This window comes from Cyanobium gracile UHCC 0281 (assembly GCF_034931305.1).
GTDB lineage: Bacteria > Cyanobacteriota > Cyanobacteriia > PCC-6307 > Cyanobiaceae > Cyanobium > Cyanobium gracile_A.
The window spans coordinates 26,499-49,425 of record NZ_JAYGHY010000006.1 but is presented as its reverse complement, the minus strand read 5'-3'; the positions used below and the strand labels follow the sequence as shown (position 1 = coordinate 49,425).

The 22,927-nt window shown below is 66.5% G+C and carries 22 protein-coding genes; 9 read left to right on the top strand and 13 right to left on the bottom strand.

Annotation, left to right across the window (positions count from 1 at the left end; genetic code table 11):
- Positions 1-81: 81 nt before the first annotated feature.
- Positions 82-1,260: a F420-0:Gamma-glutamyl ligase gene (locus VB739_RS03320; protein WP_323355706.1), complete on the bottom strand. Its 1,179-nt coding sequence runs from the start codon at positions 1,258-1,260 to the stop codon at positions 82-84.
- A gap of 85 nt (positions 1,261-1,345) precedes the next feature.
- Here VB739_RS03320 and VB739_RS03315 point away from each other — a divergent pair, with 85 nt between their 5' ends.
- Positions 1,346-2,725 carry a PhoH family protein gene (locus VB739_RS03315; RefSeq protein ID WP_323355705.1) on the top strand — a complete coding sequence of 460 codons (1,380 nt, stop codon included), beginning with the start codon at positions 1,346-1,348 and terminating at the stop codon, positions 2,723-2,725.
- Between the two features lie 8 nt (positions 2,726-2,733).
- On the opposite strand, the gene VB739_RS03310 is transcribed toward VB739_RS03315, so the two are convergent.
- From VB739_RS03310 to hisA, 7 genes are all read right to left on the bottom strand, one after another.
- Complete coding sequence (locus tag VB739_RS03310; protein WP_323355704.1) at positions 2,734-3,123, bottom strand: type II secretion system protein; 390 nt, start codon at positions 3,121-3,123, stop codon at positions 2,734-2,736.
- Positions 3,124-3,383: 260 nt separating this feature from the next.
- A complete protein-coding gene (locus tag VB739_RS16650; protein WP_416233293.1) occupies positions 3,384-3,878 on the bottom strand; it encodes a type IV pilin protein in 495 nt (164 codons plus the stop codon).
- 309 nt (positions 3,879-4,187) lie between these two features.
- A complete protein-coding gene (fumC, locus tag VB739_RS03305; protein ID WP_323355748.1) occupies positions 4,188-5,570 on the bottom strand; it encodes a class II fumarate hydratase in 1,383 nt (460 codons plus the stop codon).
- Positions 5,567-6,160, bottom strand: a complete 594-nt coding sequence (locus VB739_RS03300) for a thylakoid membrane photosystem I accumulation factor (protein ID WP_416233292.1) — start codon at positions 6,158-6,160, stop codon at positions 5,567-5,569. Before VB739_RS03300 ends, fumC begins: the two co-directional genes overlap by 4 nt.
- Positions 6,161-6,182: 22 nt before the next feature.
- Positions 6,183-7,859, bottom strand: a complete 1,677-nt coding sequence (locus VB739_RS03295; protein WP_323355703.1) for a DUF3685 domain-containing protein — start codon at positions 7,857-7,859, stop codon at positions 6,183-6,185.
- Between the two features lie 26 nt (positions 7,860-7,885).
- Positions 7,886-8,275, bottom strand: a complete 390-nt coding sequence (locus tag VB739_RS03290; RefSeq protein WP_216909099.1) for a Fur family transcriptional regulator — start codon at positions 8,273-8,275, stop codon at positions 7,886-7,888.
- Between the two features lie 212 nt (positions 8,276-8,487).
- A complete protein-coding gene (gene hisA / locus VB739_RS03285) occupies positions 8,488-9,249 on the bottom strand; it encodes a 1-(5-phosphoribosyl)-5-[(5-phosphoribosylamino)methylideneamino]imidazole-4-carboxamide isomerase (RefSeq protein WP_323355702.1) in 762 nt (253 codons plus the stop codon).
- A gap of 39 nt (positions 9,250-9,288) precedes the next feature.
- On the opposite strand from hisA, the gene VB739_RS03280 reads away from it, so the two are divergent.
- The 4 genes from VB739_RS03280 to VB739_RS03265 all read left to right on the top strand — a co-directional run bounded on the left by VB739_RS03280 (position 9,289) and on the right by VB739_RS03265 (position 12,282).
- Complete coding sequence (locus VB739_RS03280; RefSeq protein ID WP_323355701.1) at positions 9,289-9,549, top strand: hypothetical protein; 261 nt, start codon at positions 9,289-9,291, stop codon at positions 9,547-9,549.
- Between the two features lie 89 nt (positions 9,550-9,638).
- Positions 9,639-10,388 carry a hypothetical protein gene (locus tag VB739_RS03275; protein WP_323355700.1) on the top strand — a complete coding sequence of 250 codons (750 nt, stop codon included), beginning with the start codon at positions 9,639-9,641 and terminating at the stop codon, positions 10,386-10,388.
- 44 nt (positions 10,389-10,432) lie between these two features.
- Positions 10,433-11,350: an NAD-dependent epimerase/dehydratase family protein gene (locus VB739_RS03270; RefSeq protein ID WP_323355699.1), complete on the top strand. Its 918-nt coding sequence runs from the start codon at positions 10,433-10,435 to the stop codon at positions 11,348-11,350.
- A 215-nt stretch (positions 11,351-11,565) separates the two neighbouring features.
- Positions 11,566-12,282 carry a VanW family protein gene (locus tag VB739_RS03265; RefSeq protein WP_323355698.1) on the top strand — a complete coding sequence of 239 codons (717 nt, stop codon included), beginning with the start codon at positions 11,566-11,568 and terminating at the stop codon, positions 12,280-12,282.
- Between the two features lie 50 nt (positions 12,283-12,332).
- Here the strand turns inward: VB739_RS03265 and VB739_RS03260 are convergent, their stop codons facing one another.
- On the bottom strand, positions 12,333-12,884 hold the full coding sequence (locus tag VB739_RS03260) for a CDP-alcohol phosphatidyltransferase family protein (protein ID WP_323355697.1): 552 nt from the start codon (positions 12,882-12,884) through the stop codon (positions 12,333-12,335).
- 30 nt (positions 12,885-12,914) lie between these two features.
- Here VB739_RS03260 and VB739_RS03255 point away from each other — a divergent pair, with 30 nt between their 5' ends.
- Positions 12,915-13,382: a CBS domain-containing protein gene (locus tag VB739_RS03255; protein WP_323355696.1), complete on the top strand. Its 468-nt coding sequence runs from the start codon at positions 12,915-12,917 to the stop codon at positions 13,380-13,382.
- Here VB739_RS03255 and pdeM read toward each other — a convergent pair.
- On the bottom strand, positions 13,339-14,043 hold the full coding sequence (gene pdeM / locus VB739_RS03250; protein ID WP_323355695.1) for a ligase-associated DNA damage response endonuclease PdeM: 705 nt from the start codon (positions 14,041-14,043) through the stop codon (positions 13,339-13,341). The genes VB739_RS03255 and pdeM overlap by 44 nt on opposite strands.
- Positions 14,044-14,132: 89 nt before the next feature.
- On the opposite strand from pdeM, the gene VB739_RS03245 reads away from it, so the two are divergent.
- The 3 genes from VB739_RS03245 to VB739_RS03235 all read left to right on the top strand — a co-directional run bounded on the left by VB739_RS03245 (position 14,133) and on the right by VB739_RS03235 (position 20,176).
- Positions 14,133-16,259: a 4Fe-4S binding protein gene (locus tag VB739_RS03245; RefSeq protein ID WP_323355694.1), complete on the top strand. Its 2,127-nt coding sequence runs from the start codon at positions 14,133-14,135 to the stop codon at positions 16,257-16,259.
- Positions 16,260-16,871: 612 nt separating this feature from the next.
- Complete coding sequence (locus VB739_RS03240; protein WP_323355693.1) at positions 16,872-17,990, top strand: HlyD family secretion protein; 1,119 nt, start codon at positions 16,872-16,874, stop codon at positions 17,988-17,990.
- Complete coding sequence (locus VB739_RS03235; RefSeq protein WP_323355692.1) at positions 17,987-20,176, top strand: glycosyltransferase; 2,190 nt, start codon at positions 17,987-17,989, stop codon at positions 20,174-20,176. Before VB739_RS03240 ends, VB739_RS03235 begins: the two co-directional genes overlap by 4 nt.
- A 257-nt stretch (positions 20,177-20,433) precedes the next feature.
- Here VB739_RS03235 and VB739_RS03230 read toward each other — a convergent pair whose 3' ends face one another.
- The 3 genes from VB739_RS03230 to VB739_RS03220 form a co-directional block, all read right to left on the bottom strand.
- On the bottom strand, positions 20,434-21,066 hold the full coding sequence (locus VB739_RS03230) for a gamma-glutamylcyclotransferase family protein (RefSeq protein ID WP_323355691.1): 633 nt from the start codon (positions 21,064-21,066) through the stop codon (positions 20,434-20,436).
- Between the two features lie 145 nt (positions 21,067-21,211).
- Positions 21,212-22,045: a PhzF family phenazine biosynthesis protein gene (locus VB739_RS03225; protein WP_323355690.1), complete on the bottom strand. Its 834-nt coding sequence runs from the start codon at positions 22,043-22,045 to the stop codon at positions 21,212-21,214.
- 8 nt (positions 22,046-22,053) lie between these two features.
- Positions 22,054-22,863 (bottom strand): NYN domain-containing protein, encoded by an 810-nt coding sequence (locus VB739_RS03220; RefSeq protein WP_323355689.1) that lies wholly within the window; start codon positions 22,861-22,863, stop codon positions 22,054-22,056.
- Positions 22,864-22,927 lie beyond the last annotated feature (64 nt).

The following is a 22,927-nucleotide window of genomic DNA, read 5'->3' as shown; positions in this document are numbered from 1 at the left end:
GGCAGACGACGGAGAAAGGGGAGAGGCGCGGGAACGCGGAACAGGGACGACGGCGAAGAACGCAGCGTCATCCCATGCATTCTACGCGGGGCGCACCAGTACGAGCGGAGTGCGCTCGTTGGCATTGCCGGCGGGATTGGGACGCAGCGCCCGCATCAGCAGGGCCTCATCGGTGCCGCCGCTGGCGGCCAGCACCTTCACGCGGCCCAGGTCGTTCACGTCGACCACCGCCACGGCCACCCCGAGGGCCGCCGCCATCTGTTCACACCAGGCGGCCGGCTGGTCAGGGCCCAGAACAATCGTCTGGTCATAGGGAGGCGTGGTGCCGGTGATGTCGTCAATCAGGCGGGCCTGCTCTCCGGCCAGCCGATAGAACCAGCCCTTGCTGCCCACCAGTTTGAGGGCGGTGCCCACCAGCCAGGCCCCCAGCACCCGGGCGGGACCCGACACATCGATCAGGCTCTGCAGTCCGCAGGCGGTGGCCAGGGAGCTGGTGGGGTGGAACGCCCGGCACAGCAGACGTGCCAGGAAGGAGGGCTCCACCGTCGACGGGTGGTGATAACGCCCCTGGATCACCGCCAGGGGGGTCTCACCGATGGTGAGCACGTCACCGGGCTGCAGCAGACCATCGGTGTAGCGCCGCAGCACGTCCAGCGAATCGTCGAGCACCCCCAGCAGATGGGTGCGCACCGGCAGAACGCGGCAACCTTCCCCCTCGCGCCAGCCGGGGGCGGCCGGATCACCCTGTTGCGGCTTCTGCAGGGGCATCAGGATCCCCTGGCGCCGCTGCAGCCGCCCGAAGGGTCCATAGTTCACCCAGTGGATGTCCATCCAGAGGGTGTCGAGCACGCTTTCGAGATCCACGCCGGCGGGACCGGTGAGGTTGAGGCGGATGTGGGCGGCGGTGGTCTTGCGGCCCTTGACGATGTAAGCGGCCCAGTAACCGTCGGGGCGGGCCTCTTCGTCTGGGTGCAGTGGCGTGATGCGCAGCTCATGGCGCACCTGGCTCGCGTCACTGCGACCCAGCACGGTGGGCACCAAGGTGATCTCCGGCACCATCACCTCCATGCGGGGATGGGGGTTGCGGATGCGGATGTCGCCGGTGATCTCCAGGCCCTGGGCTCGGCGCCGCACCTGGAAGGCACCCGGCAGCAGCTGCAGGGGGGAGGCGGGCCGCAGGCGATGGCGCAGTTCAAGCACCACCAGCCCCAGGCCGAGGAGCAGCAGCAGAACCAGCAGGAGGGAAACGGGGAACGGCAAGCCGATACGTCAGGGAATGTCCGGCCGGAGCGTAGATGCGCCCGCGGACCTAGCTTCAGCCCCATGCAACCGGCAGGGCCCTGGCATGCGCAAGACCTTCGTGCTCGACACCAATGTGCTGCTGCATGACCCCCAGGCCCTTAACCGTTTCGAAGACAACCAGGTGGTGATCCCGATCGAGGTGGTCGAGGAAATCGACCGTTTCAAGCGGGATCCCTCCGAAAAGGGCCGCAACGCCCGCCAGGTGTCCCGCCTGCTCGACCAGCTGCGCGAAAAGGGCAACCTGGCCGAGGGCGTGCCGATCAATGACCACAGCGGCGGCACCTTGAAGGTGGTGTTCTGCCGCAGCGAGACCCTGCGCCAGCTGCCGCCCGAGCTGAAGGCGGGCAATGGCGACAACAACATCCTGGCGGTGGCGCTGGAGCAGCGGCTGCAGGAGGTGGTGGGCGGCCAGGCGCCGGTGGTGCTTGTCACCAAGGACACCAACCTGCGCATCAAGGCCGATGCGGTGGGCCTGATCGCCCAGGACTACACCACCGACAAGGTGGACATGGCCGACCTGTACCCCGGCTTCAGCGAGCGCTGGATGGGCGCCGAGCTGATGGACCAGGTGAAGGCCGGGGAGGGTCTCTCGGCGGACGCCATCCCCTCCCAGCCGATCCCGGTTTCGCCTCTGCAGGCCAACGAGGGGGTGACCCTCGTCGACCTGGCCCAGCCGGCCCACACCCTGCTGGCCCGCTACAACGGCCGCACCGGAACGCTGCAACCGCTGCAGAAGTCAGCCAAGGCCAAGATGGGGCGCATTCAGCCCCGCAACCGGGAGCAGGCCTTCGCCCTCGATCTGCTGCTTGATCCGGCGGTGGCTCTGGTGACGCTGGTAGGCAAGGCCGGCACCGGCAAGACCCTGCTCGCCCTGGCGGCCGGCCTGCACCAGGTGGCCGATGAGCACCTCTATGAGCGCCTGCTGGTGACCCGCCCGGTGATCTCCCTGGGCAAGGAGATGGGATTCCTGCCCGGGGATCTCGAGGAGAAGATGGCCCCCTGGATGCAACCGATCGTCGACAATCTCGACTTTCTGCTAGGTGGCGAGGACACCCAGCCCGCCCGGGGCAGCCACCGGGCGCCGCGCAGCAACTGGAGCGATCTCAAGGGCATGGGCCTGCTGGAAGTGGAGGCGATCAGCTACATCCGCGGCCGCTCGATCCCCCGCCAGTTCATGGTGGTGGATGAGGCCCAGAACCTCACCCCCCATGAGGTCAAGACGATCGTCACCCGGGTAGGCGAAGGCACCAAGATCGTGCTCACCGGCGACCCCTATCAGATCGACAATCCCTACGTGGATGCGGAGAGCAATGGGCTCACCTGGCTGGTGGAGCGCTTCAAGGGCCAGCTGCTCTCCGGCCACATCACCCTGATGCGGGGGGAACGCTCCGAACTGGCCGAACTGGCAGCCAATCTGCTCTGAGCTGCGGGTCAGATGAAGCGGCAGGTCAGGGAGCCATCGGTGGCCACCCGGATCCTGGCGCGGCGCTGGGAGCCATTGGCGGTCACCCCGAGGCATTGGATCCCCGCCGCATCCCCCGACCAGGTGCGGCTGTTGATCTGCCGGACGGCCTGCCCGTTGCAGATCCGGGCGGCGCCGTTGAAGGGTTGCTGCACGGTCACGGCAATCCCCGACTTGTTGGCTACGGCGCACTGCTCGGCGAAGGAGAGGGTTTCGGCGATGCTGATGGCCGCTTCCGCCTGGATCTTGGTCCGGAAGTACTGGGGCAGCAGCACGACAGAAAGAATCCCCACCAGGGACATCACGATCATGAGTTCAATGAGCGTGAAACCAGCAGGGACCGAAGAGGGGCTGCCCATGCAGCCCTTGATACTTAATGCGGTCGTTGACCGCCCGTGAATGGAACCAGCTGGGGACTCCGTCATGGGCAGGTGTTTGTCTGCACAGCGTTCATTCTAAGTGCAGTAACACTCCAATCACACCCCAAAGGGATCAGATGAAATCGTCACCCGACCAGGTTTCTCAACAAATGTTTGCGGACCCGGACTTCCGTTGAAGAGGCCAGCGACCTAGCCTGAGCCGATTATCAAGGCCGTCGCGAAGGACAACAACCTGCGAGTCAGGGAAGGAAGGTGCAGGTGATTTGCCCCGTAACGGTGACACGCAACCTAGCTTGACGGTGGGATTGAGCTGCCGACAATCCCAGACAGAACACACCTGTGGCGTCCCCCGACCAGCGGCGACTGTCGAACTGCCGAGTTGATCGACCGTTACAGAACTGAGTCGCTCCACCGGAGGGTTGAGCGACCATGACAGACAGCCCGGACTTGTGGGCCACGGCGCAATGCTTTCCGAAGGAAACCGTTTCGTGAATGCTGCTGGAGGCTTCGGCGACGGCCCGACTGCGGCGGTACTGGGGGAGGACGACCGCGGTCAGGATTCCCACGATGCTGGCCACGATCATCAGCTCCAGAAGCGAGAAACCCGGTGATCGGGTGAGGCTCAGGCCGCCTGTTCGCTGAAAGCCCCCGCGACGGAGCAACGGTCGCAGAGCGCCGGGGGGGATGATGCCAACGGACTGATGTCCTGGGTCTGGGACGTGAAGCAAAGACATCTCAGGACTGCAACAATCCTGGACAGGGAGCAACGATGGCGGCCCCACTCATAAGCGCAAAGACGCACGACGCCTTCAGGAAGTTGATCAGCGCAAGGGTGATGCCGAAGCGCGGAGTGAGATTTGCCTGTGAGAACGGTAGAGGAATCATGTCAGGACTCCGTTCATCGTTGCTGAAACAACTTCGATGCCCATCAATGTGACCATCGATACAAAAGGGATTCGACGGAGAAGATCTTCTGAGGAGCATCGCCTTGAACATGTTGGGGAGTTTACGGGCGATCCAGAAGAATTCAAGGATCCCGGCCCTCAGACCATCTGCTCGGGCCTGACCCAGCGATCGAACTCCTCGCCGCTGATCTCCCCCAGCACCAGGGCCGCTTCCCGCAGACTGAGCCGATGCTGGTGGGCGTGGCGGGCGATGGCGCAGGCCCGGTCGTAGCCGATGGCCGGCGTCAGGGCGGTCACCAGCATCAGGCTGCGGTCGCGCTGGGCTTCGATGTGCGCCACGTCCGCCCGCAGTCCGTCGATGCAGAGCTCCCGGAACGTGCCGCAACTCCCCGCCAGCAGGTCGATGCTCTCCAGCAGGTTGTGGGCGATCAGGGGCTTGAACACATTCAGCTCGAAGTTCCCCTGACTGGCGGCCATCTGGACGGCGGTGTTGTTGCCCATCACCTGCACCGCCACCATCGTGAGGCTCTCGCACTGGGTGGGATTCACCTTGCCGGGCATGATGCTGGAGCCCGGCTCATTTTCCGGCAACACAAGCTCCCCAAGGCCACAGCGGGGGCCGCTGGCCAGCCAGCGGATGTCGTTGGCGATCTTCATCAGGCTGCCCGCCAGCACCGTCAGGGCCCCATGGGCCGCCGCCAGCCCCTCCTGGCCCGCCAGGGCCTGGAACTTGTCGGGGGCACTGGTGAAGGGGAGGCCGACGCGTTCCGCCAGCCGGGCCGCCACCGCTTCGCCGAAGCCGGCCGGTGCATTCAGCCCGGTACCCACCGCCGTGCCACCGATGGCCAGCTGCAGCACCTGGGGCAGGCTGGCCCGCAGGCTGGCCAGCCCCAGCTCCAGCTGCGAGGCATAGCCCCCGAATTCCTGACCCAGGCTAAGGGGCACCGCATCCTGCAGATGCGTGCGCCCGATCTTGATCAGGCCGGCATAGGCCTTTGCCTTGGTCCGCAGGGCGTCGATCAGGGCCTCCAAGCTGGGGATCAGCCGCTGCTGCAGCGCGATCCCGACCGCCATGTGCATGGCGGTCGGGAAGGTGTCGTTGCTCGACTGGCTCAGGTTGACGTGGTCGTTCGGGTGGACCGGCAGCTTGCTGCCCAGCACGCCACCGGCGGCGGCGATCGCCCGGTTGGCGATCACCTCGTTGACGTTCATGTTGGTCTGGGTGCCGGATCCGGTCTGCCAGACCCGCAGTGGGAACTCCCGATCCAGGCGGCCCTGGCTCACCTCCTCGGCCGCCGCCACGATCAGGGCCGCCAGCTCCGCCGGCAGCAGGCCCCTGGCGGCATTGACCTCGGCGCAGGCGGCCTTGAGCTGGCCGAAGGCATGGACCACCGCGATCGGCATCGGCGAGCCGAATGGGAAATTGCGCAGCGATCGCTGCGTCTGGGCCCCCCAGTAATGCTCAGCCGGCACCTCCACCGGGCCGAGGCTGTCGGTTTCGGTGCGGGTGGCCGGCATCAGCGGGACGCCACCACTTCGCTGTTGAGTTCGTTGAAGCTCAAGGTGGCGCTGTTGCCGGAGCCTGGCGCCATCGGAATGCCGGTGGCTGCGCTCACGGCCGTGTTGATGGCATCGACACTCACCTGACCATGGCGATCGAAGACCACCCGGCCGTCACTGTCGATCACCACCACCTGGGGAATCAGGCCGTCCCAGTAATGGGCGGGATCGCTGACGCCGCCATCGGGCCGGTTCTGGAGGGGATCGGTGACCAGGGGGATGAGGTCGATGGCATTGCCCCAGATCCGCTGCAGCTCGGACACCACCGGGGAGAACTGCTTGCTGACGCTGCTGTCGTCGAGGTAATAGACGATCACCGCCACCCGATGGTCGGCCAGGGACTGGGCCAGGCTGCTGCGGGGCGGCACCAGCGAACCGTTGCCGGCATAGAGGGCGAAGATGTTGCCGTCATAGCGGTCGTTCTCGAGGCTCGCCGACGCCGGACCAGGGGTCCAGAGCAGTCCCATCGCCATGATCAACAGAAGGGCCCAGAGGCCGGCGAAGGGCCGTGACAGCAAACGGGGCAAGGGGCAGCGGGCGTCTCGGCTCATTGTGCCCTGCACAGCGGCCACCTCAGCCGCGGTTGAGGCTCCGCCCCATTCCCTGGACGATGCCACGACCCACAAGGCCGATCGCCTTGCCAAGCACCTGTGTCAGCAGCACCACCAGCAGATCCCCCAGGCGCTTCAGCAGGCTCTGCAGCTGGGGGGCCAGGGCATCGCGGGCCTCCAGGGCCAGAGTCACCGCCTGCTGCACCCAGCCGAGCTGGCGCAGTTCGTCGTCGCGGGGCTCGGTGAGATCGACGCAGTCGATGGCTCCGGCCCCGAGGCGAAACAGGGGTCGCCGGCTCTCATAAAGGTGGATCGGACGGTCGAACCAGCTGGTCCAGCGCTGCTGGGCATTGAGCTGGTTGCGCAGTCGCTCCAGGTTGCGGGTGGCCAGCAGCTCGGGACGGAGCAGGTAGCGTCGCAGTTCGGGCCATTCGGCGCAGGCCGCCAGCACCTCGGCACTGATCAGCTCGGCGCTGCGCACCAGCCAGTTGCTGAGCAACAGCTCCAGATAGAGCACGGCCTGGGGCTCATCCGGAGCCAGCAGGTGGCCGTCTACCAGCAGCGGACGAGCCTGCAGCAGGGGCGTGAGCATGGCCACCGGATCGGGCAGTTCCTGGTCGTCGTCGGCAAACGCGCTGCGGTGCAGGAGCGTCTCGGCCACCGGGCAGAGCTTGCCGTCCATGGGCAGCTGCACGTACGAGCCAGCCATGTGGCGCAGGGCCTGCTGACGCAGCTCCGGTTGCAACTCCTTCCAGAGCCGCTCCAGCTGTTCGCCGCGAGGATCGTCCTGAAGCAACCGATGGCGCAGCCGGTCGAATTGCTCCAGCAGCCCCAACAGCAGATCGCTGCGGCGGGAAGCGTGCAGACCATCAAGGGCCAGGAGTTGGCCGCTGTTGTTGCTGGGTCCCGCGGCGGCGGCCTGCCTCAGCCGCTCCCGCAGGGCCTCCCAGAGGCCCTCGGCGGTGCGCTGCCGCAGGGTGATCGCGACCCCATGGCCCGTGGCGGAGGCCTGGCTGGCGGCGGCGGCGACGGCGACGGGCTCAGGGCCGATCGGCTCGCCCCAGGCCAGGCTGAGCGGACCCCACAGCCACAGCAGCAAACGCCGGGCCAGCCGCAGCTCCCGCACCCGGCCCTCCAGCAGCAGTAACGGCAACAACTGGTCAGGCGGTGGATTGAGCAGCCGCAGACAAAGGCGCAGTTCGGCATCAATCTGCTGCAGCCCGCTCAGCAGCAACCACTGGCCCAGGCCCATGGGCACGGTGGGGGTGGCCGCAGAGGCCTGGTGGGCAGCACCGATCGCCAGCACGCGGCCGCCGGCCAGCACAGTCGTAACGGCCTCCCGCAGGCTGTCGGCGTCGGCCTGCTCGATCAGGCCCTGGGCCGGCAATTGCAGCAGAACATCGCTGCCATAGGGGTGGTCGACCGGCAAGAGCAGCAACAGCGGCGCCGGATGCCAGCGTTCCAGCAGGCGGCGGCTCTCGCCATCGAGCGCCTGCGGCTCGGGCAGAGCGCCGAGGCACCAGACGATGAGCTGGGGTGAGCCCTGCAACCCGTCAGCGTCCACCACCCGACAGCCGCTCCAGCCAGTGGCTGCACTGCCGCCAGGGGGGGCCTCAAGCCAACTGGTGAGGCCTGCCCTCTGCAGGGGTTCGGCGAACAGCAGCAGCTGGGGGAGGGGCTGTGCCGGACGTCGAGGCACGTTGTCGGGGGAAGAATGGGCCGACCTTAACCAAGCCGGCCGCTTTTCTCCAGTGCTGGCCGGGGATGGCCGGAGAGATGCAGGGTGTACGACTCGATCGCGAACCCGGTCTGCGCTTCGATCTGTTGCAGGAGGTTGGCAGGAAGCAGCACATCCAGGTCAAGAATCTCGCCCGATTGGGTGCAGGTGAGATGGCTGTGGGGGTCGGCGCGATAGCCATAAAGCCGGCCGTTGGCCCGCTCGAGGCATTCGATCACGCCGGCCGATTGCAAAGCCTCAAGGTTTTGATAAACGGAGGTGTGGCCGATGTGGCGCCCCTGATCGTTGAGCTTCTCGAAGATGTCCCGGGCGGAAAGATGGCTTTTCTCAGCCCACAACAGATCGAGCACCATGCGCCGCTGACGGCTCAGCCGCATGCCCAGATCACGGCAGCGCTGATACACCTCATCGACGTGGCTCAGGGCTTGGGTCACCGGTTGACGACCACCACCCTCGCTGCGGCTGGCGCCGCCCGTGGTGGAGGGGGTGGTCGTGGTGGGATGCAACCGCTGCCGCCATAAACGATGGTTCTGTTATAGGGCAGTTGGACCAACACCGGCACGCGCCACCCTCCCGGCGGCGGCGGGGTTCAGGCGATCGGCAGCTGCAAGGGATCCTGCAGCCGCTGCTCCCCGATGGCCTGCAGGGCCTCCGCCAGATCCACCCGGCCGTCGTACAGCGCCCGTCCCACGATCACCCCGGTCACACCGTGGGGTTCCAGGCTCAGCAGGCTCAGCAGATCGGTGAGACAACCCACACCCCCTGAAGCGATCACCGGCAGGGAGGAGGCCTGGGCCATGGCCCGCAGGGCCGTCAGGTTGGGGCCCTCCAGGGTGCCATCGGTGGCGATGTCGGTGCTGATGATCGCCGCCACGCCGGTGCCGTCGAGGCTGGCGGCCAGGGCCGTGGCCTCGACCGTGCTCTGCTCGATCCAGCCGCGGGTGGCCACCTTGCCCTCCTTGGCATCGATCCCCACCACGATCCGGCCGGGATGGCGGCCCGCCAGGTTGCGCACCAGCGCCGGATTTTCAACGGCCACCGTGCCGAGGATCACCCGATCCACTCCCCAGCCCAGCAGTTGTTCGGCCCGTTCCGCCGAGCGCACGCCTCCGCCCAACTGAACCGGAATCGAGAGGGCCGCGGCGATGGCCTGCACGGCGCCGTCGTTGCACGGAGTTCCGCTCCGGGCCCCATCAAGATCCACCAGATGCAGCCGCTTAGCCCCCTGGCGCTGCCATTCCAGGGCCTGGGCCACCGGGTCGTCGCTGAAGCGGGTGACCCGGTCGTAGTCGCCCTGATGCAGACGCACGCAATGCCCGTCGAGCAGATCAATGGCGGGAATGACTTGCATGACCAGGGGACAGGGCCGCTCTGGGATCCATCCTGTGCCATGACGCTGCCCAAGGGCCCTGACCCGATGACGCTCTCCCCTCCCGCGCTCGCTGCGGATGACTGGCGCCGCCTCAGGGATGCGCTCCGCTACCAGGGCCGCGACCTGCATCACCGCTCCTACGCGGTGACGTCCCGGCGGCGGGAACTGCTCTGGGAGGAAATGGACCGCTGCCTGGCACTGGCCGATCGCATCGAGGCCCACCTGGAGCAGCTCAGCGCGACCGGCATCAATCCGGAGTTCGAAACCATGGGCGACTGAGGAGGGCAGCGGCAGCGTCCTGGTCGTGAACGACGTAACTTGCCCCCATCCGCGGGCGACGGCATTCGCCAGGCCCCTATCCCTCCCCGATGTCGCCGCTGCGGCCGCTTGCTGTTCTGCTGCTGATCGGCTGCTGCAGCCCTGGCCTGGGGCAGCCCCTGGCGCCGCCACCGGTGGCGGCGCCGGCCCCACCGCCCCGCTCCCTGCTGGGCCCCGACGGCCCGGATCCCCGCGACAGGCCGCCCCCCTTGGCGCCACCCGGTTCGGTGATTCCAGCGATCACCCGTCCCGATGCCCGCCTGGAGGCGGCGCTGCGAGCCCGCCTGTTTGCCGGCCCGATGGCGGCCAGCCCGGCGGCGGCGGGCGATCCCGATCAGACCGAATGGGAGCAGGCCCGTGCCACGGCCCAGCGCCCCGTCTGCGCCGATGTGGGACCACTGCGCTATCTGCACAACCGCATCGATCTCGATGGCGACGGCCGGCTGGAGACCGTGGCGGTGGTGGTGGGCTCCTTCGCCTGTGCCAGCGGCGGCTGCAGCCTGCTGGTGTTCCGGGATGTCGACGGCGTGCTGGAGCTCGTGGCGGAACACGGCCTGTTCCAGTCGCCCTTGAAGGTGATCAGCCATCGCCATCGCGGCTGGCTGGATCTCACCCTGCCCGCCAGCCTGCACGGCGCCCCTGACGGGCTCAAGGAGCTGCGTTTCGATGGCCGCACTTACCAGCCGGTGCCGCTGCCAGGGGTAGAAGGCCCCGCCTCCGGGCCACCGGGAACGGTGGTGCTGGAACTGCTGCCGCTGCCCTTCGAGCGCCTGGGCCTGCTGCTGCCCTGCGGCCCCTGATCCCCGCCGGCCGCTTGAATGGCGCTCACCGATGCGGCAGGGCGATGAGGATTCTGGTGATGGGTGGCACCCGCTTCGTGGGGCGCCCCCTGGTCGGCCGCCTGCTGGCCGCCGGCCACCAGCTCAGCCTGTTCACCCGCGGGCGCCAGCCCGTGCCGGAAGGGATCGAACACCTGCAGGGCGACCGCAGCAGCGCCGAAGGCCTGGCGGCCCTGCAGGATCGCCCCTTCGATGTGATCGTCGACAGCTCCGGCCGCACCCTGGAGGACACCCGCCAGGTGATCGCGCGCACCGGCCCCCCTTCCCACCGTCTGGTGTACGTGAGTTCGGCCGGTGTGTACGCCGACAGCGAGCTCTGGCCCCTCGACGAGGAGTCCCCCACCGATCCCCAGAGCCGCCACGCCGGCAAGCTGGACACGGAAGCCTGGCTGCGCCAGGAGGGCATCCCCTTCACCAGCTTCCGGCCCACCTACATCGTCGGGCCGGGCAACTACAACCCGGTGGAGAGCTGGTTCTTTGATCGCCTCGTGCACGGCCGGCCGGTGCCCCTCCCCGGCGATGGCAGCACCATCACCCAGCTGGGCCATGTGGCCGACCTGGCCGCCGCCATGGCCCGCTGCATCGAGGTGGACACCGCCGCCAACCGCATCTACAACTGCACCGGCTCCCAGGGCATCAGCTTCCGGGGGCTGGTGGCCGCCGCCGCCCGGGCCTGCGGCACCGATCCGCAGGCGGTGGAGATCCGCAGCTTCGATCCCGCCGGCCTCGATAAGAAGGCCCGCAAGGCCTTCCCCCTGCGCCTGGCCCACTTCCTCACCGACACCCACCGTGTGCGGCGGGAGCTGGCCTGGGAGCCGGCCTTCGACCTGGAGGCCACCCTCGCGGACAGCTACACCAACGACTACGCCCTCCGTCCCGCCGCCACTCCCGATTTCAGCGCCGATGCGGCGCTGCTGGGATGAGGTCCCAGGGGCGTGCAGATGGGCCCCCGACACCAGGGAGGGGGAACGAGCGGCGAGCCGTGCGTATCCCTATCGCGGCGGTTTTGACAATGTGTTGCGGAACTGGAAATTTCACCATGAGGTTCTGATCCAATTCCTCTGTGGTCATGACCAGCCAGGCCAGATTTCCAATCGCTGCGGGATCCACTCCACCAAAGTGAAGACGAGATGTTGTCATGAGACGACGTTTACCCTTGGCAATGCGTCAGGAAATCCGCCAGCACTGGCGCCTGTGGAATGATCGCCTGAACGGAATCTCGTTCGACCATGCAAAGGGCGCTGTGGAACAGCCGTGCTCCCTTGGCCTCACCCAGCCGATCATGCCGAGTGACTTTTTTGAAAGCAAACTTGCCAATATCACCCGGGGTGCCGCCTTGCTTGATGGCGGATTGATCGGAATCAACCAGAATTGGTCCTTCTGGCACCGCGTCAGCCGTCCCAATGCAGCCAATGGATTTCTTCCGGGACGAAACATTGTCAAGGGCAAGCTCGTTGCACGGAGCGGCGGTGGCCTTTGCCAGTTGTCTTCGATGGTCTACCACCTGGCCCTGCTGGGTGGATTAACCGTGCTGGAGCGACATCCCCACAGCCTGGACATCTACCAGGAGGATCAACGCTTCACGCCCTTGGGCGCCGACGCCACGGTGGTGTGGGGATTCAAGGACTTGCGACTTCATAATCCCCACCCCTTTCGTGTCTGCTTTGGATTCAGCGTTGAGCGGGACAGATTGGTTGGCGAGCTCCGTTCTGAGGCCAACCTGACGGCCCGCCACGTCGAGTTTGTTCGTGTCCGCCTGGAAAGGCCATGGGTTCAGGTCAACACGATGGTCAACCAGCGCCTTCAGGTCTCCACGGTGTATGAACAGAAACAAGGCCTCCAGGTCGTCACCTAGCCCCAGATCCCTGCGGTCTTCGCTGTCATCGGTGGCGGCAGGCGCCCGTCTCAGCTCCGTGCATCGGCCCGCAGGTACCCCAAGGCGGAGCTGAGCGCCAGCAGCAACGACGGCCAGAACAGCCACCAGCCGGCCCCATGGAGCAGGGGGACCACCAGAGCACCCTGACCCAGACCCCAGGCCGGGGGCCAGAGCAGCAACAGCAGGGACAGGAACTGCAGGATCGTCTTGGCCTTGCCTCCCAGCGAGGCGGGGCCGCCGCTGCCCTGGCCGGCCCGCCAGCCGGAGATCAACAGTTCCCGAGCGAGCAGCAGCCACACGGCCCACAGGGGCAGCCCACCGGTGTGGGCCAGCCACAGCAGCGGTGCGCTGATCAGGATCTTGTCGGTGAGGGGATCAAGCCTGGCCCCCCACACCGACCCACCGCCGGCCCGGCGTGCCAGGGCCCCATCAGCCCAGTCGCTGAGGCCGCCCAGCAGCAGCAGCACCCACGCCAGCGCAGGCCGGCCACCGGCGAGGGCCAGCAGCAGCGGCAAGCCCAACACGGCCCGGGCAAGCGTCAGCAGGTCGGCGAGGCGTCGCAGGGAAGGGGTCCCGTTCACCAGCAGAATGCCATCACCGAGGAGATCCGCATGGTCGTCGAGCGCAGCGTGGCCGAGGTGATGACCAGCCCCGTGCTGAGTGTCACCACCACCACGCCCCTGCAGGAAGCGGTGCAGCTGATGAGCGACCACCACATCAGTGGCCTGCCGGTGCTCGATGAGCTCGGAGCCCTCGTGGGAGAGCTCAGCGAACAGGATCTGATGGTGCGCGAAAGCGGCTTCGATGCCGGGCCCTACGTGATGCTTCTCGATGCCGTGATCTACCTGCGCAACCCGCTCGACTGGGACAAGCAGGTGCACCAGGTGTTGGGCAGCACCGTGGGCGACGTGATGGGCTCCCAGCCCCACAGCTGTCCCGCCAGCACGACCCTGCCCCAGGCCGCCCGCCACCTGCACGACCGGGGCACCCAGCGGCTGTTCGTGCTGGACGCCCAGGAGGACCTGGTGGGGGTGCTCACCCGCGGCGACGTGGTGCGGGCCCTGGCCGCCGAAAGCTGAGGCCACTTCGTCGGGGGGTGGGACCCCAGGGCACCACGGCGCCCTCGGCCACCAGCCAGAGCATCTCGCCCTCCGGGCAGGGGTGGCCGCCGGTGAGCTGGCCGAAGGCCGGCAGCACCAGCTGCTCGGCGAGCGGGTCGTAGGCGAAGCACGGCAGACGCAGCCGGTCGGCCCCGCCACCGATCAGGGCGACCGGGTGGCGATGGCCGCAGAGGTTGAGGTGGCCGGGGCGGGGCTCGGGGGCGTGGCTCAGCCACAGGGGGCCCAGGGCCAGGGACGGCTCCTGCTCCAGACCCTCGAGCCAGCAACCCCGTTCGTGGTTGCCACCGACCAGCCGCAGCGGGCAGCCCAGCAGCTCAGGCAGGGCCTGAAGTTTCTGGCGCAGGTCGGCCGTCAGGCCCAGGCGGCTGTGGATCAGATCCCCCAGCACCAGCACCTGGACAGGCCGGTGCGTGTGGGCCAGCGCCAGCAGGGCGTTGAAGGTGGCCCCGTCGCCGTCGCTGGGCAGCGGAATGCCCTGGCTCTGGAAGCTCTCCGCCTTGCCCAGGTGCAGATCCGCCACCAGCAGCAGCCCCTGCTGCGGATCCCAGACGGCCCGCTGGCCCAGCAGCTGGAGCCGGTGACCGCGCCACAGAAACTCGGCCGAACCCGACGTGCTCATGGTTAGGTGATCACCAGGCCGATGGCACCGGGGCGCCGCGAAGGCGTTCCATCTTCTCCGACGAGAATCAAACCAGCACGAGGTCAGCGATGACGTCCAGCCCGCCGGAGGCCACCCCCGACCCGAGGGCCTGCCTGCTGCGGCTGGCGCCTTACCTGCTGGGCCGCACCCGCCGCGGGGTCGTCGGCAGCAGCCGCTATGCCCAGAAGCTGCGGGACGCCATCCGCGCCGCCTCCGCCGATACCAGCGGCCAGGCGGTGCTGATCAGCGGCGAGCCAGGCCTGGAGAAGGACAACCTCGTCGCCCTGATCCACTTCGGCTCAGCGGCGCGCAAGCAGCTGCTGGTGCGGATCAACTGCGCCCTGCTGCGCCCCGACGGTGCCGAGCTGTTCGCGGCCACAGCCGGCGGCGTCGCCTTGATCGACTGCATCGGCTCGGGTGGGCTGCTGCTGGATCAGATCGACCGCGCCGCCCCTGAGCTGCGGCCCGCCCTGCTGGAGCTGGCCCGCAGCGGCCGCTGGCGCTCGCCGGATGGGGACCACGCCGAACACGTCTTCTCCGGTCGGGTGTTTCTGACCGCCGAGGCGAGCGCGCCCGATTTCGACGCCCTCTGCCGCCACATCCGCGTGCCACCCCTGCGGGTGCGGCGCCAGGACCTGGGCGAATGGCTGCGTTACGGCGTGCGCCAGAAGGCCCGCAGCCTCGGCTGGAGCCAGCCGCCCACCGTGGGGGAGGGGCTGGTGAAGCGCCTCCAGACCTACGACTTCCCAGGCAACGTGCGGGAGTTGCTGGAGCTGATCGAACGGGCCCTGCGCCAGTGCAGCAGCGACCATCCGGAGGAGCTGCCCGAGGACGTGTTCTGGACCCTGCGCCGTCCCCAGCGGGCCCGCTTCGACCTCTGGCGCTGGAAACCCTGGCTGCGGGACGCCATGCGCTCGCCACGGCTCTGGAACGCCCTGCTGTTCGGGGTGGTGAGCTGGGTGTTCGTGCTGGTGAACCTGTGGCTCTGGTGGGGGCCCCAGGACCGCGCCCACAGCGGCGGCCTGAACCTCTTCTGGGCCTGGTGGTGGCCCCTGATCCTGCTGGGCTACCCCCTGGTGGGCCGCCTGTGGTGCTCCTTCTGCCCGTTCATGGTCTGGGGGGAGATCAGCCAGCGGCTGGCGAAACGGCTGGGCTGGCAGCCAGCCCGCTGGCCGCGGGGCGACAGCGATCGCTGGGCAGCGCCCCTGCTGGCGGCCGGCTTCGCGGCGATCCTGCTGTGGGAGGAACTGGGCGACCTGCGCAACAGCGCCCGACAGAGCAGCGCCCTGCTGCTGCTGATCACCGCCGGGGCCGTGGTCGGCTCGCTGCGCTTCGAGAAGCGCTTCTGGTGCCGCTACCTCTGCCCGGTGGGGGGCATGAACGGCCTGTTCGCCAAGCTGGCGATCAGCGAGCTGCGGGCGGAGGCGGGCACCTGCAGCGGCAGCTGCAGCAGCTACGCCTGCTTCAAGGGGGGCCCGGCGGAAGGGGAGGGGCTGGCCACCCCCGGCTGCCCCCTCGGCACCCATCCGGCCCACCTCGCCGACAACCGCAACTGCGTGCTGTGCCTCACCTGCGCCCAGGCCTGCCCGCACCGCTCGGTGCAGCTGCGCCTGCGCCCCCCCGCCGCCGACCTGCAGCGCGACATGGCCCCGCCCGCAGGGGAGGCGGGGCTGATCCTGGTGCTGGCCGGCGGGGTCTGCCTGCGGCACTGGCAGCGCCTGCTGGGCTGGTTGCCCCTGTCGCCAGAGCTCCTTGAGCAGGGGCCTCTGCTGGGCCGCCTGGCCTTCGCCACCCTGGCGCTGGCCCTGCCGGCGGGGCTGTGGCTGCTGCTGCGGCCCCTGCTGGGGCGACTCCGCCCCGCCAGCCCCAGCTGGCTGCTGCTCTACGGCCTGCTGCCGCTGCTGTGGGCCCTGCTGCTGGCCCAGCACCTGCCCATGGGCATGGCGGAGGGGGGCCGGCTGCTGCCAGTGAGCACCGAAAGCCTCTGGCCCGCCCTGGCCGCCCGCCTGCCCGCCTGGAGCGCCGATGCCCATGTGATCGCCTTCTGCCAGAGCCTGGCGGTGCTGGTGGGGGTGGGCGGATCCCTGCTGATGCTGCGGCGCTTGCTGCAGCTGGCCTTCTGGAGTGGTCTGGCCCTGACGCTGGCTGGCCTTGTGATCGGCCTGGGCGCAGGCGGACGCTGGCTGGTCGCCTGAGCGGCACGCCACTGCTGAACAGGGCGCCTGCAATGGCGAGGGCAGGCCGGAGACGAAGAATGGATTCGTAGCCTCATGCATCCCTGAAATTGAGTGAGGATGAATTTGGGCATGAGGGTTCATTCCGGCCAGCGAATCTCCGCTCAAACCGTCCGATAAAAGACCTCGGTTGGGTCCACCGCAATGGATGCATCGGACTGCATCAGCAGACCTCTCGCCACAATCAAAACGGCGTCTGTTCGCAACCGGCTTCCCCCATGAACGCGGCCAATCCGGTCCACCCAGCATCCAGTCGCGTCAAATCTTTACATGCAACCGTCATGGAGAGCGCCGGCTCAGATCCCATAGGAGCCTTTTCAGAGCTGATATTCACAGCGATGCTCAGTCGCGTTGGCTTCGGGGTGTGCCGCTATGGTTGATAAGAGCCATGGCGGCCCGTCTTTCAGCACTTGCCAGGAGCCATCATCCACGGTGACAGAACCGCCCGTCCGCGAGACAAGCACCAATTCGGATCCGTTCGAGACCGATCCGATCAAGTCCGACGACGACCGGATGACAAGAAGCCGTGGGGCTGAAATCCTAATCATTCTGATTGGATCCGGTCTGCTGGTCATGACCGCCTTCACAGTGATCAATTTCTTCACAGCGCGCTCACGCGATGCGGTGATCAACGCCACCCCGATTGCGATCCGAACCCCGATCACCGGCACCCTGCACGCACTGCCTGTGAAGGCCGGCCAAGCGGTGCGCCAGGACCAGGAGCTCGCCGTTATCCGCAGCCCGCGCACGAGCCGCGATGAGGTGGAACGGCTCAGCACCGAGCGGCAGGAAGCCCGAAGCCGCCAAGCGGATCTGCGTCGTCAGGTCCAGGCGCAGAAGCAGCTGTTGGCGGACGTTCAGCGCGATGCCGAACGTCAACAGGCCCTGGAAATCCGCCGCAACAGACAGGACCTCGGTCAGACCACAGCCGACCTGCAGCGCGCCCGGGCCGAGCTGGCCTTTGCAGAGCGGGAAACCAAGCGCGTGGAAGGTCTTTTTCGCAACGGCGCGGTCGCCGCCAACGTCTACGACCGGGCCAGGACCACCGAGCTGCAGCGGCGACGCGAGCTGACGGGCCTCAAAGCCCGGTTGGCCAGCGGCCGCACCGACCTGGAGGCCGCGATGAACAACCTGGTGCTGCGCAACAACCGCAGTGGCTCCGATCCTGTGGTACGTCTTCAGGAGGCCAGGCGCAGCCTCCAGGCACTGCAGGGCGACCTGGGCACTCAAGATCAGCGGGTGGCCGGTCTGGAGCGGCAGCTGGCCGACGCCACCCAGCAATGGGACAAGCGACACCAGAGCACGCTGCGCAGCCCTCGAAGGGCCGTTGTATGGGAGCTGCAGGCGCAGGCCGGTGATCTGCTTGAGGCCCTGCAGCCCGTGATGAAACTGATCGATTGCGAGAACCGCTGGGTCATCACCTACGTGGCGGAGAACGATCTGAACCGACTGCAGATCGGCACTGGCGCCCGGATCGAGTTGGTGGGCAGGCGGATGACGCTGCGGGGTGAAGTGGAGTCGATCCGCTCGGGGATCGGGCGGCTGCGGCTCGGTAACGACCCGCTGGTCCCGATTCCGATCAATCTGGCCAGGGAAAGTGAGGTGCGGGTGCGCCTCCTCAACGATGTTCCATCTCCTCCGTTGCAGTTCTGCTACGTGGGATATACGGGCAGGGTGATCTTCGAACGATGAAGTTCCTCAACCCCTTTCCCACTGCGATCGGGCCGAGCCGCATCTCCCCTTGGGTGTGGGGCTTCCTGGTGCTCTCAACGGTGAGCCTCTTCCTGGCGCTGGTGATGGCAAACCTGCAGTTCGGGCTGGTGGCGCCCGGGCTGCTGAATCCACTCGAAACCCGAGAGCTTCCCGAGCGCTGGGGGGTTCAGAACGACTGGATCCATGCCGTTCAGCCCGTCATGGTCGCCGTGGGCATCGTGCTGGGCATGCGCTTTGTTCCCCGGCGTCCTTGGGGATACCTGCTGGGATCGACTCTCCTGACCGGCTTCAGCCTGCGCTATTTCATCTGGCGTTCGACGACCCTGAACACCGCGCACCCATTCAGCTTGGCATGCAGCCTTGCACTTTTTCTGATCGAAGTCATCTCTTTGTTCAGCATCGCACTGCAGTTCTATCCATCAGTCTTCTTTGATCCAGACAAGAGAATTCACCAGGCCAATAAATACTTTCGATCCAGAATCAAGAACCCACCTTCAGTAGATGTCTACATCCCAACCTACAATGAATCCGTCAAGATGGTTCGGCGAGCCGTACTGGCATGCCGCGGCATCGATTACCCGAACAAGACTATTTATATCCTAGATGATGGGCGTAGGCCTGCCATGGCCGATCTAGCCTCTGAGCTTGGCGTGAAGTATATTAGCAGACCAGATAATCTGCACCGCAAAGCCGGTAATCTCAACCATGCACTTGGATGCACACAGGGCGAACTGATTGCCGTTTTCGACTGTGACTTCATCCCGTTCAAACAGTTTCTCTACCGCACTGTTGGCTTTTTCAGTGATCCCAACGTGGGTTTGATCCAGACTCCACAGCACTACTTCAATTCTGATTTTCACCTGAGAAATCTTGGACTCGATTTCCTGATGCCCAGCGATCTCGATAGTTTCTTTCACTACAATCAGGTTGTTCGTGATCGCTTCAATGCGGTGATCTGCTGCGGTACATCTTATGTGGTCAGGCGGCAGGCGCTGGCGTCGGTGGGCGGTTACTACACCAAGTGCATTGTGGAGGATTATCAGACAGGCACAAGCTTGGAGATCAAAGGATGGCGTGTCGTCTATCTCGATGAGATTCTCAGCCTCGGCGAGGTTCCGCGCACCTTTCGCGACTATCTCGATCAGCGCCTGCGCTGGCTTCAAGGCAATGTACAGATCTACTTCTGCTGGAGAGACCTGCCCATTTGGACCAAGCTTGGCGTTTGGCAGAAGTCTTTCTTTATCAGCCAGGCGCTCTACTGCTTCATGCCCCTTTTTCGTGCTGGTTACATTATCCTTCCCTTGCTGAGTTTCGTGATAGGCTTCAGCCTGATTGCAGCCCCACCATCCGAATATCTCTTTTATGGGCTGCCGTTCACAATCATCCTTCACGGTATTTTATCCTGGCAAAGCAACAGTCACTATTCGCAATTGTGGACAGAGATTTATGAATCGCTGTTCTGTTTTCCAGCCCTTGGCCGCCTGACCCGCATGATCGGAAATCCGATGGGCCACATCGGTAGCCTGGTGACCAACAAAGACGTGATGAACCTTCGCCAGAGCATGGATATTCGCCTAGCCTGGCCCCTGCTTGCCTATTTGGTGATTTTCTCAGTTGCCATGTTTGCTCGCTACGGCTTGCCTCTGATCAATCCGGCCTGGATGCGATCCCCCTTTGAGGGTGAAGAAGTGATGCTGGCCTGGAACGCCTACAACGCATTGATCATATTCATCTGTTTGCTGGCCTGCATTGATCGGCCGGTGCGGCGCCGACACGATCGATTTCCGCTCGAAACGATCGCCCGTCTTCGGATCGGCGGCCAGGAGGTTTGGGGAGTCACGCAGGATGTGTCCGAGAGTGGTCTGACCATGGCCCTGACCGATCGCGTGGTGTCGCTGGATGGTGGTGACGCCATGCTCGACCTTCCCCAGAGCAAGCTCACGCTACCCTCCAAAATCGTCAGGCAGAGCAGCAAACATGGCTACCCAGTCCTCGGGCTTGAATTCCACTTGCAATCGGTTGAACAGGAAGAGGCCTTGATCCGGCTGCTATACAACGAAACCGTTTGGTTCCAGAAGTTGAATCGCGTCGGAATCGTCGATTCCTTTCTGATCCTCGTTGGCAGTGTGTGGAGGGCGGAACCTCTGGTGCGGCGCTTTCGCTAACTGAGTTGAGGAGTGTCGCTTGGTTGGCGAAACAGACACACGACAATTCCCTCCCGACGCAGCCGTCCACGCTCGTGGCGATGGCCCCACACCCTGAACCGGCGCGGGCTTCGGAACGACTCCAGCTTCGCAAAAACCCTGGCACGATCCAGCTAAACCAATCGGAGCTGCCGCGGCGGATTATGGGCAGGGCTCCGAGCCTGGATTGAGACGCAGGACAACGGGGAACCATGGCCAGCAAGCCACATCAGCATGGTTCACCGACCATTGCAAAGGTGCCTGAGATCGCTGGTCAGATACAGCGGTTCGATGGGCACCGCAGGGTTCTGCAGCACAGAGGAAGCGTCCAGGTGGCGCCGCGTCAGGTAGTTGGCACCACCCAGATCATTCCCAAGGCGCACCTTCTCCTGTCCCCTGGCCTTTTGCCAGGCCAGGCAACTGGTCCTGCCGCTCCCCGCCGCTGCCAGGACATCGTCCATGGCCCCGGCGGGGGCGATCGCAAGCAGCAGGGCCGTCAGCAAGCTCCGCACCGTTCCGCCCCCACTCCAGCGGCCGCCAGCGATGGCCGGCACGTTCCGCACCTGCCGCGGCCGACCCACGTACACCCAGGCCCAACGCCCATCGCCCAGGGGCATGGGTAGCCGCTTGTAGAGCCGGGGATATCCCTCAAGCCGGTCGAGGCGGACCAGGTCCTCCGCGCTCAGCCGATAGACCTCGCCATGGACCTCACCGGAGCCGGGAATCGCCATGGGGAAGGGACCGAGGTCGTGCAGCACCAGCCCGCCCACGGTGCCCTCCCCCTCGAAGCCGCACGCCGCCAGCCAGTGGTGATTGACCTGGCCCCGCTGGAGAGTGCCGTACACGAAGACCAGCTCGGGATTCCGGTTCACGCCGCGGACCAGGGAGAACGGGGCCAGTGACCATAATGGGTCGGTTACGCACCGGATTTGATGACCATCGCCCTGCTCGCGGCGCTGCTGGGTTCGCTGGTGTTGATGGGCTGGATCGTGAAACGGCTGGAGAAGGCCTCCTGAATCAGCCCGCCAGGGGGCGAACCTTGCCCGACACCCGGATCGAGCCGCCCGGTTCCCGGGGGATCTCAGCCTCCAGCAGGGAGCGGCAGCCCATGTCCTCCCCCTGCACCACCGCGATGCGGCCGCCGTGGGGCCAGCCGAGGGTCTGCAGGTAGCCGGCCAGGGCCGCGGTGGCCGACCCCGTGGCCGGATCCTCATAGACGCCACAGGCGGCGGCGGGATTGCGGCTGTGGAACGTCCGGGGCCCTTCTCCCCACACCAGCAGGAGCGTCAGCAGTCCCGCCTCCCCCATCAGTCGGGCCCCGTCCTCCATGGCGTAGCGCATGGCCGCCAGGTCCCCACGGCGGCGCAGGGCCAGCAGCAGGTGGTCGGCACCACCGTGGACGATGGCCGCTGGCAGGACCGGGTCCAGGTCGCTGGGTTCGTAGCCGAACAGCGCCAGGCTGGCGGTGAGCAGATCGGGCGCCACGGGGCGCTGGTGGGTGGGGGGCGACTGCAAGGCGGCGCTCCAGTGCTCCCCCTGGCGCCGACCCTCCACCGTGATCTCTGCCTGGTTCAGCGTGAGCGGGAAGACCCCGTCGCCGCAGCGGTCGGCCAGGGCGGCCCCCAGGGCGACGGTGGCATGGCCGCAGAAGGGCACTTCGACGGTCGGGGAGAAATAGCGCACCCGCCAGCCCGCCCCATACGGTGCTGAGAAGACCGTTTCCGAATACCCCACCGCGGCCGCGATCCGCTGCATCTCCGGGGCCTCAGGCAGGTGCTCGCCGATCACGACGCCGGCGGGATTGCCGCCCCGATCACCGTCGCTGAAGGCCGCCAGGCGCAGAAGGGTCATGGCCGGCCTCAGTCGTCCTCCCTGGCTCGCACGTACACGATCGTGCGGTTGCCGCTGGGGGCCTCCCGCTCCTCCATCACGAACAGGGACGGACAGCCCCGCACCAGATCGGAGAGCTTGCGGAAGCCGTAGAGGCGGGTGTCGAAGTCGGGCTGGATCTTCTGCAGGTAGCTGCCGAAGGTGCCCAGCTGGGTCCAGCCCGATTCATCCACCGAGCGATCCAGGGCCTCCATCAGGAAATCGGCGGGAATGACGGGCTGGCCGCCGGCGGGGGGGTCACTGTCCTGGGGGCGACGGGCGCTTTCCGCGGCGGCGGCATCTTCTCCGTGGCGGGCGGCGGTCCGCAGCACTTCGGTGAACAGAAACTTGTGGCAGGCATTGCGGAAGGCCGCCGGGGTCTTCTCCTCACCGAAGCCGTACACCAGCAGGCCCTCCTCCCGCAGGCGCACGGCCAGGCCGGTGAAATCGCTGTCGCTGGTCACCAGGCAAAAGCCATCGAAGCGGCGGGTGTACAGCAGATCCATCGCGTCGATGATCATCGTGCTGTCGGTGGCGTTCTTGCCCACGGTGTAGGCGAACTGCTGCATCGGCTTGATCGAAAATTTATTGAGCAACTTCTTCCAGGAGGCACTCTCCGGTGAGGTGAAGTCGCCGTAGATGCGCCGCACGATCGCCTCCCCGAAGCGGGCCACTTCCTCCAGCACCGCCTCGATCACCGCCGCCCGGGCGTTGTCGGCATCGATCAGCACCGCCAGGCGTTTGCCGTTGTCCTCACCGGAGCCGCCGGCCACGGTGAGGGCTCCCGAAGGGGATTTCATGGCTCATCCCTGCGGGAGTCGACCCTAACCGCCCCCAGCGCGTGTCCCCGGATGCCGCCGGCAC

Coding starts and splice junctions, on each gene's coding strand:
- VB739_RS03270 (WP_323355699.1), top strand. CDS start 10,433: ATGAGGATTCTGGTGATGGGTGGCACCCGCTTCGTGGGGCGCCCCCTG.
- VB739_RS03235 (WP_323355692.1), top strand. CDS start 17,987: ATGAAGTTCCTCAACCCCTTTCCCACTGCGATCGGGCCGAGCCGCATC.
- VB739_RS03310 (WP_323355704.1), bottom strand. CDS start 3,123: ATGGGCAGCCCCTCTTCGGTCCCTGCTGGTTTCACGCTCATTGAACTC.
- VB739_RS03290 (WP_216909099.1), bottom strand. CDS start 8,275: ATGCGGCTGAGCCGTCAGCGGCGCATGGTGCTCGATCTGTTGTGGGCT.
- VB739_RS03315 (WP_323355705.1), top strand. CDS start 1,346: ATGCGCAAGACCTTCGTGCTCGACACCAATGTGCTGCTGCATGACCCC.
- hisA (WP_323355702.1), bottom strand. CDS start 9,249: ATGCAAGTCATTCCCGCCATTGATCTGCTCGACGGGCATTGCGTGCGT.
- VB739_RS03245 (WP_323355694.1), top strand. CDS start 14,133: ATGACGTCCAGCCCGCCGGAGGCCACCCCCGACCCGAGGGCCTGCCTG.
- VB739_RS03220 (WP_323355689.1), bottom strand. CDS start 22,863: ATGAAATCCCCTTCGGGAGCCCTCACCGTGGCCGGCGGCTCCGGTGAG.
- VB739_RS03280 (WP_323355701.1), top strand. CDS start 9,289: ATGACGCTGCCCAAGGGCCCTGACCCGATGACGCTCTCCCCTCCCGCG.
- VB739_RS16650 (WP_416233293.1), bottom strand. CDS start 3,878: ATGTCTTTGCTTCACGTCCCAGACCCAGGACATCAGTCCGTTGGCATC.
- VB739_RS03265 (WP_323355698.1), top strand. CDS start 11,566: ATGAGACGACGTTTACCCTTGGCAATGCGTCAGGAAATCCGCCAGCAC.
- VB739_RS03225 (WP_323355690.1), bottom strand. CDS start 22,045: ATGACCCTTCTGCGCCTGGCGGCCTTCAGCGACGGTGATCGGGGCGGC.
- VB739_RS03300 (WP_416233292.1), bottom strand. CDS start 6,160: ATGAGCCGAGACGCCCGCTGCCCCTTGCCCCGTTTGCTGTCACGGCCC.
- pdeM (WP_323355695.1), bottom strand. CDS start 14,043: ATGAGCACGTCGGGTTCGGCCGAGTTTCTGTGGCGCGGTCACCGGCTC.
- VB739_RS03240 (WP_323355693.1), top strand. CDS start 16,872: ATGACCGCCTTCACAGTGATCAATTTCTTCACAGCGCGCTCACGCGAT.
- VB739_RS03255 (WP_323355696.1), top strand. CDS start 12,915: ATGGTCGTCGAGCGCAGCGTGGCCGAGGTGATGACCAGCCCCGTGCTG.
- VB739_RS03275 (WP_323355700.1), top strand. CDS start 9,639: ATGTCGCCGCTGCGGCCGCTTGCTGTTCTGCTGCTGATCGGCTGCTGC.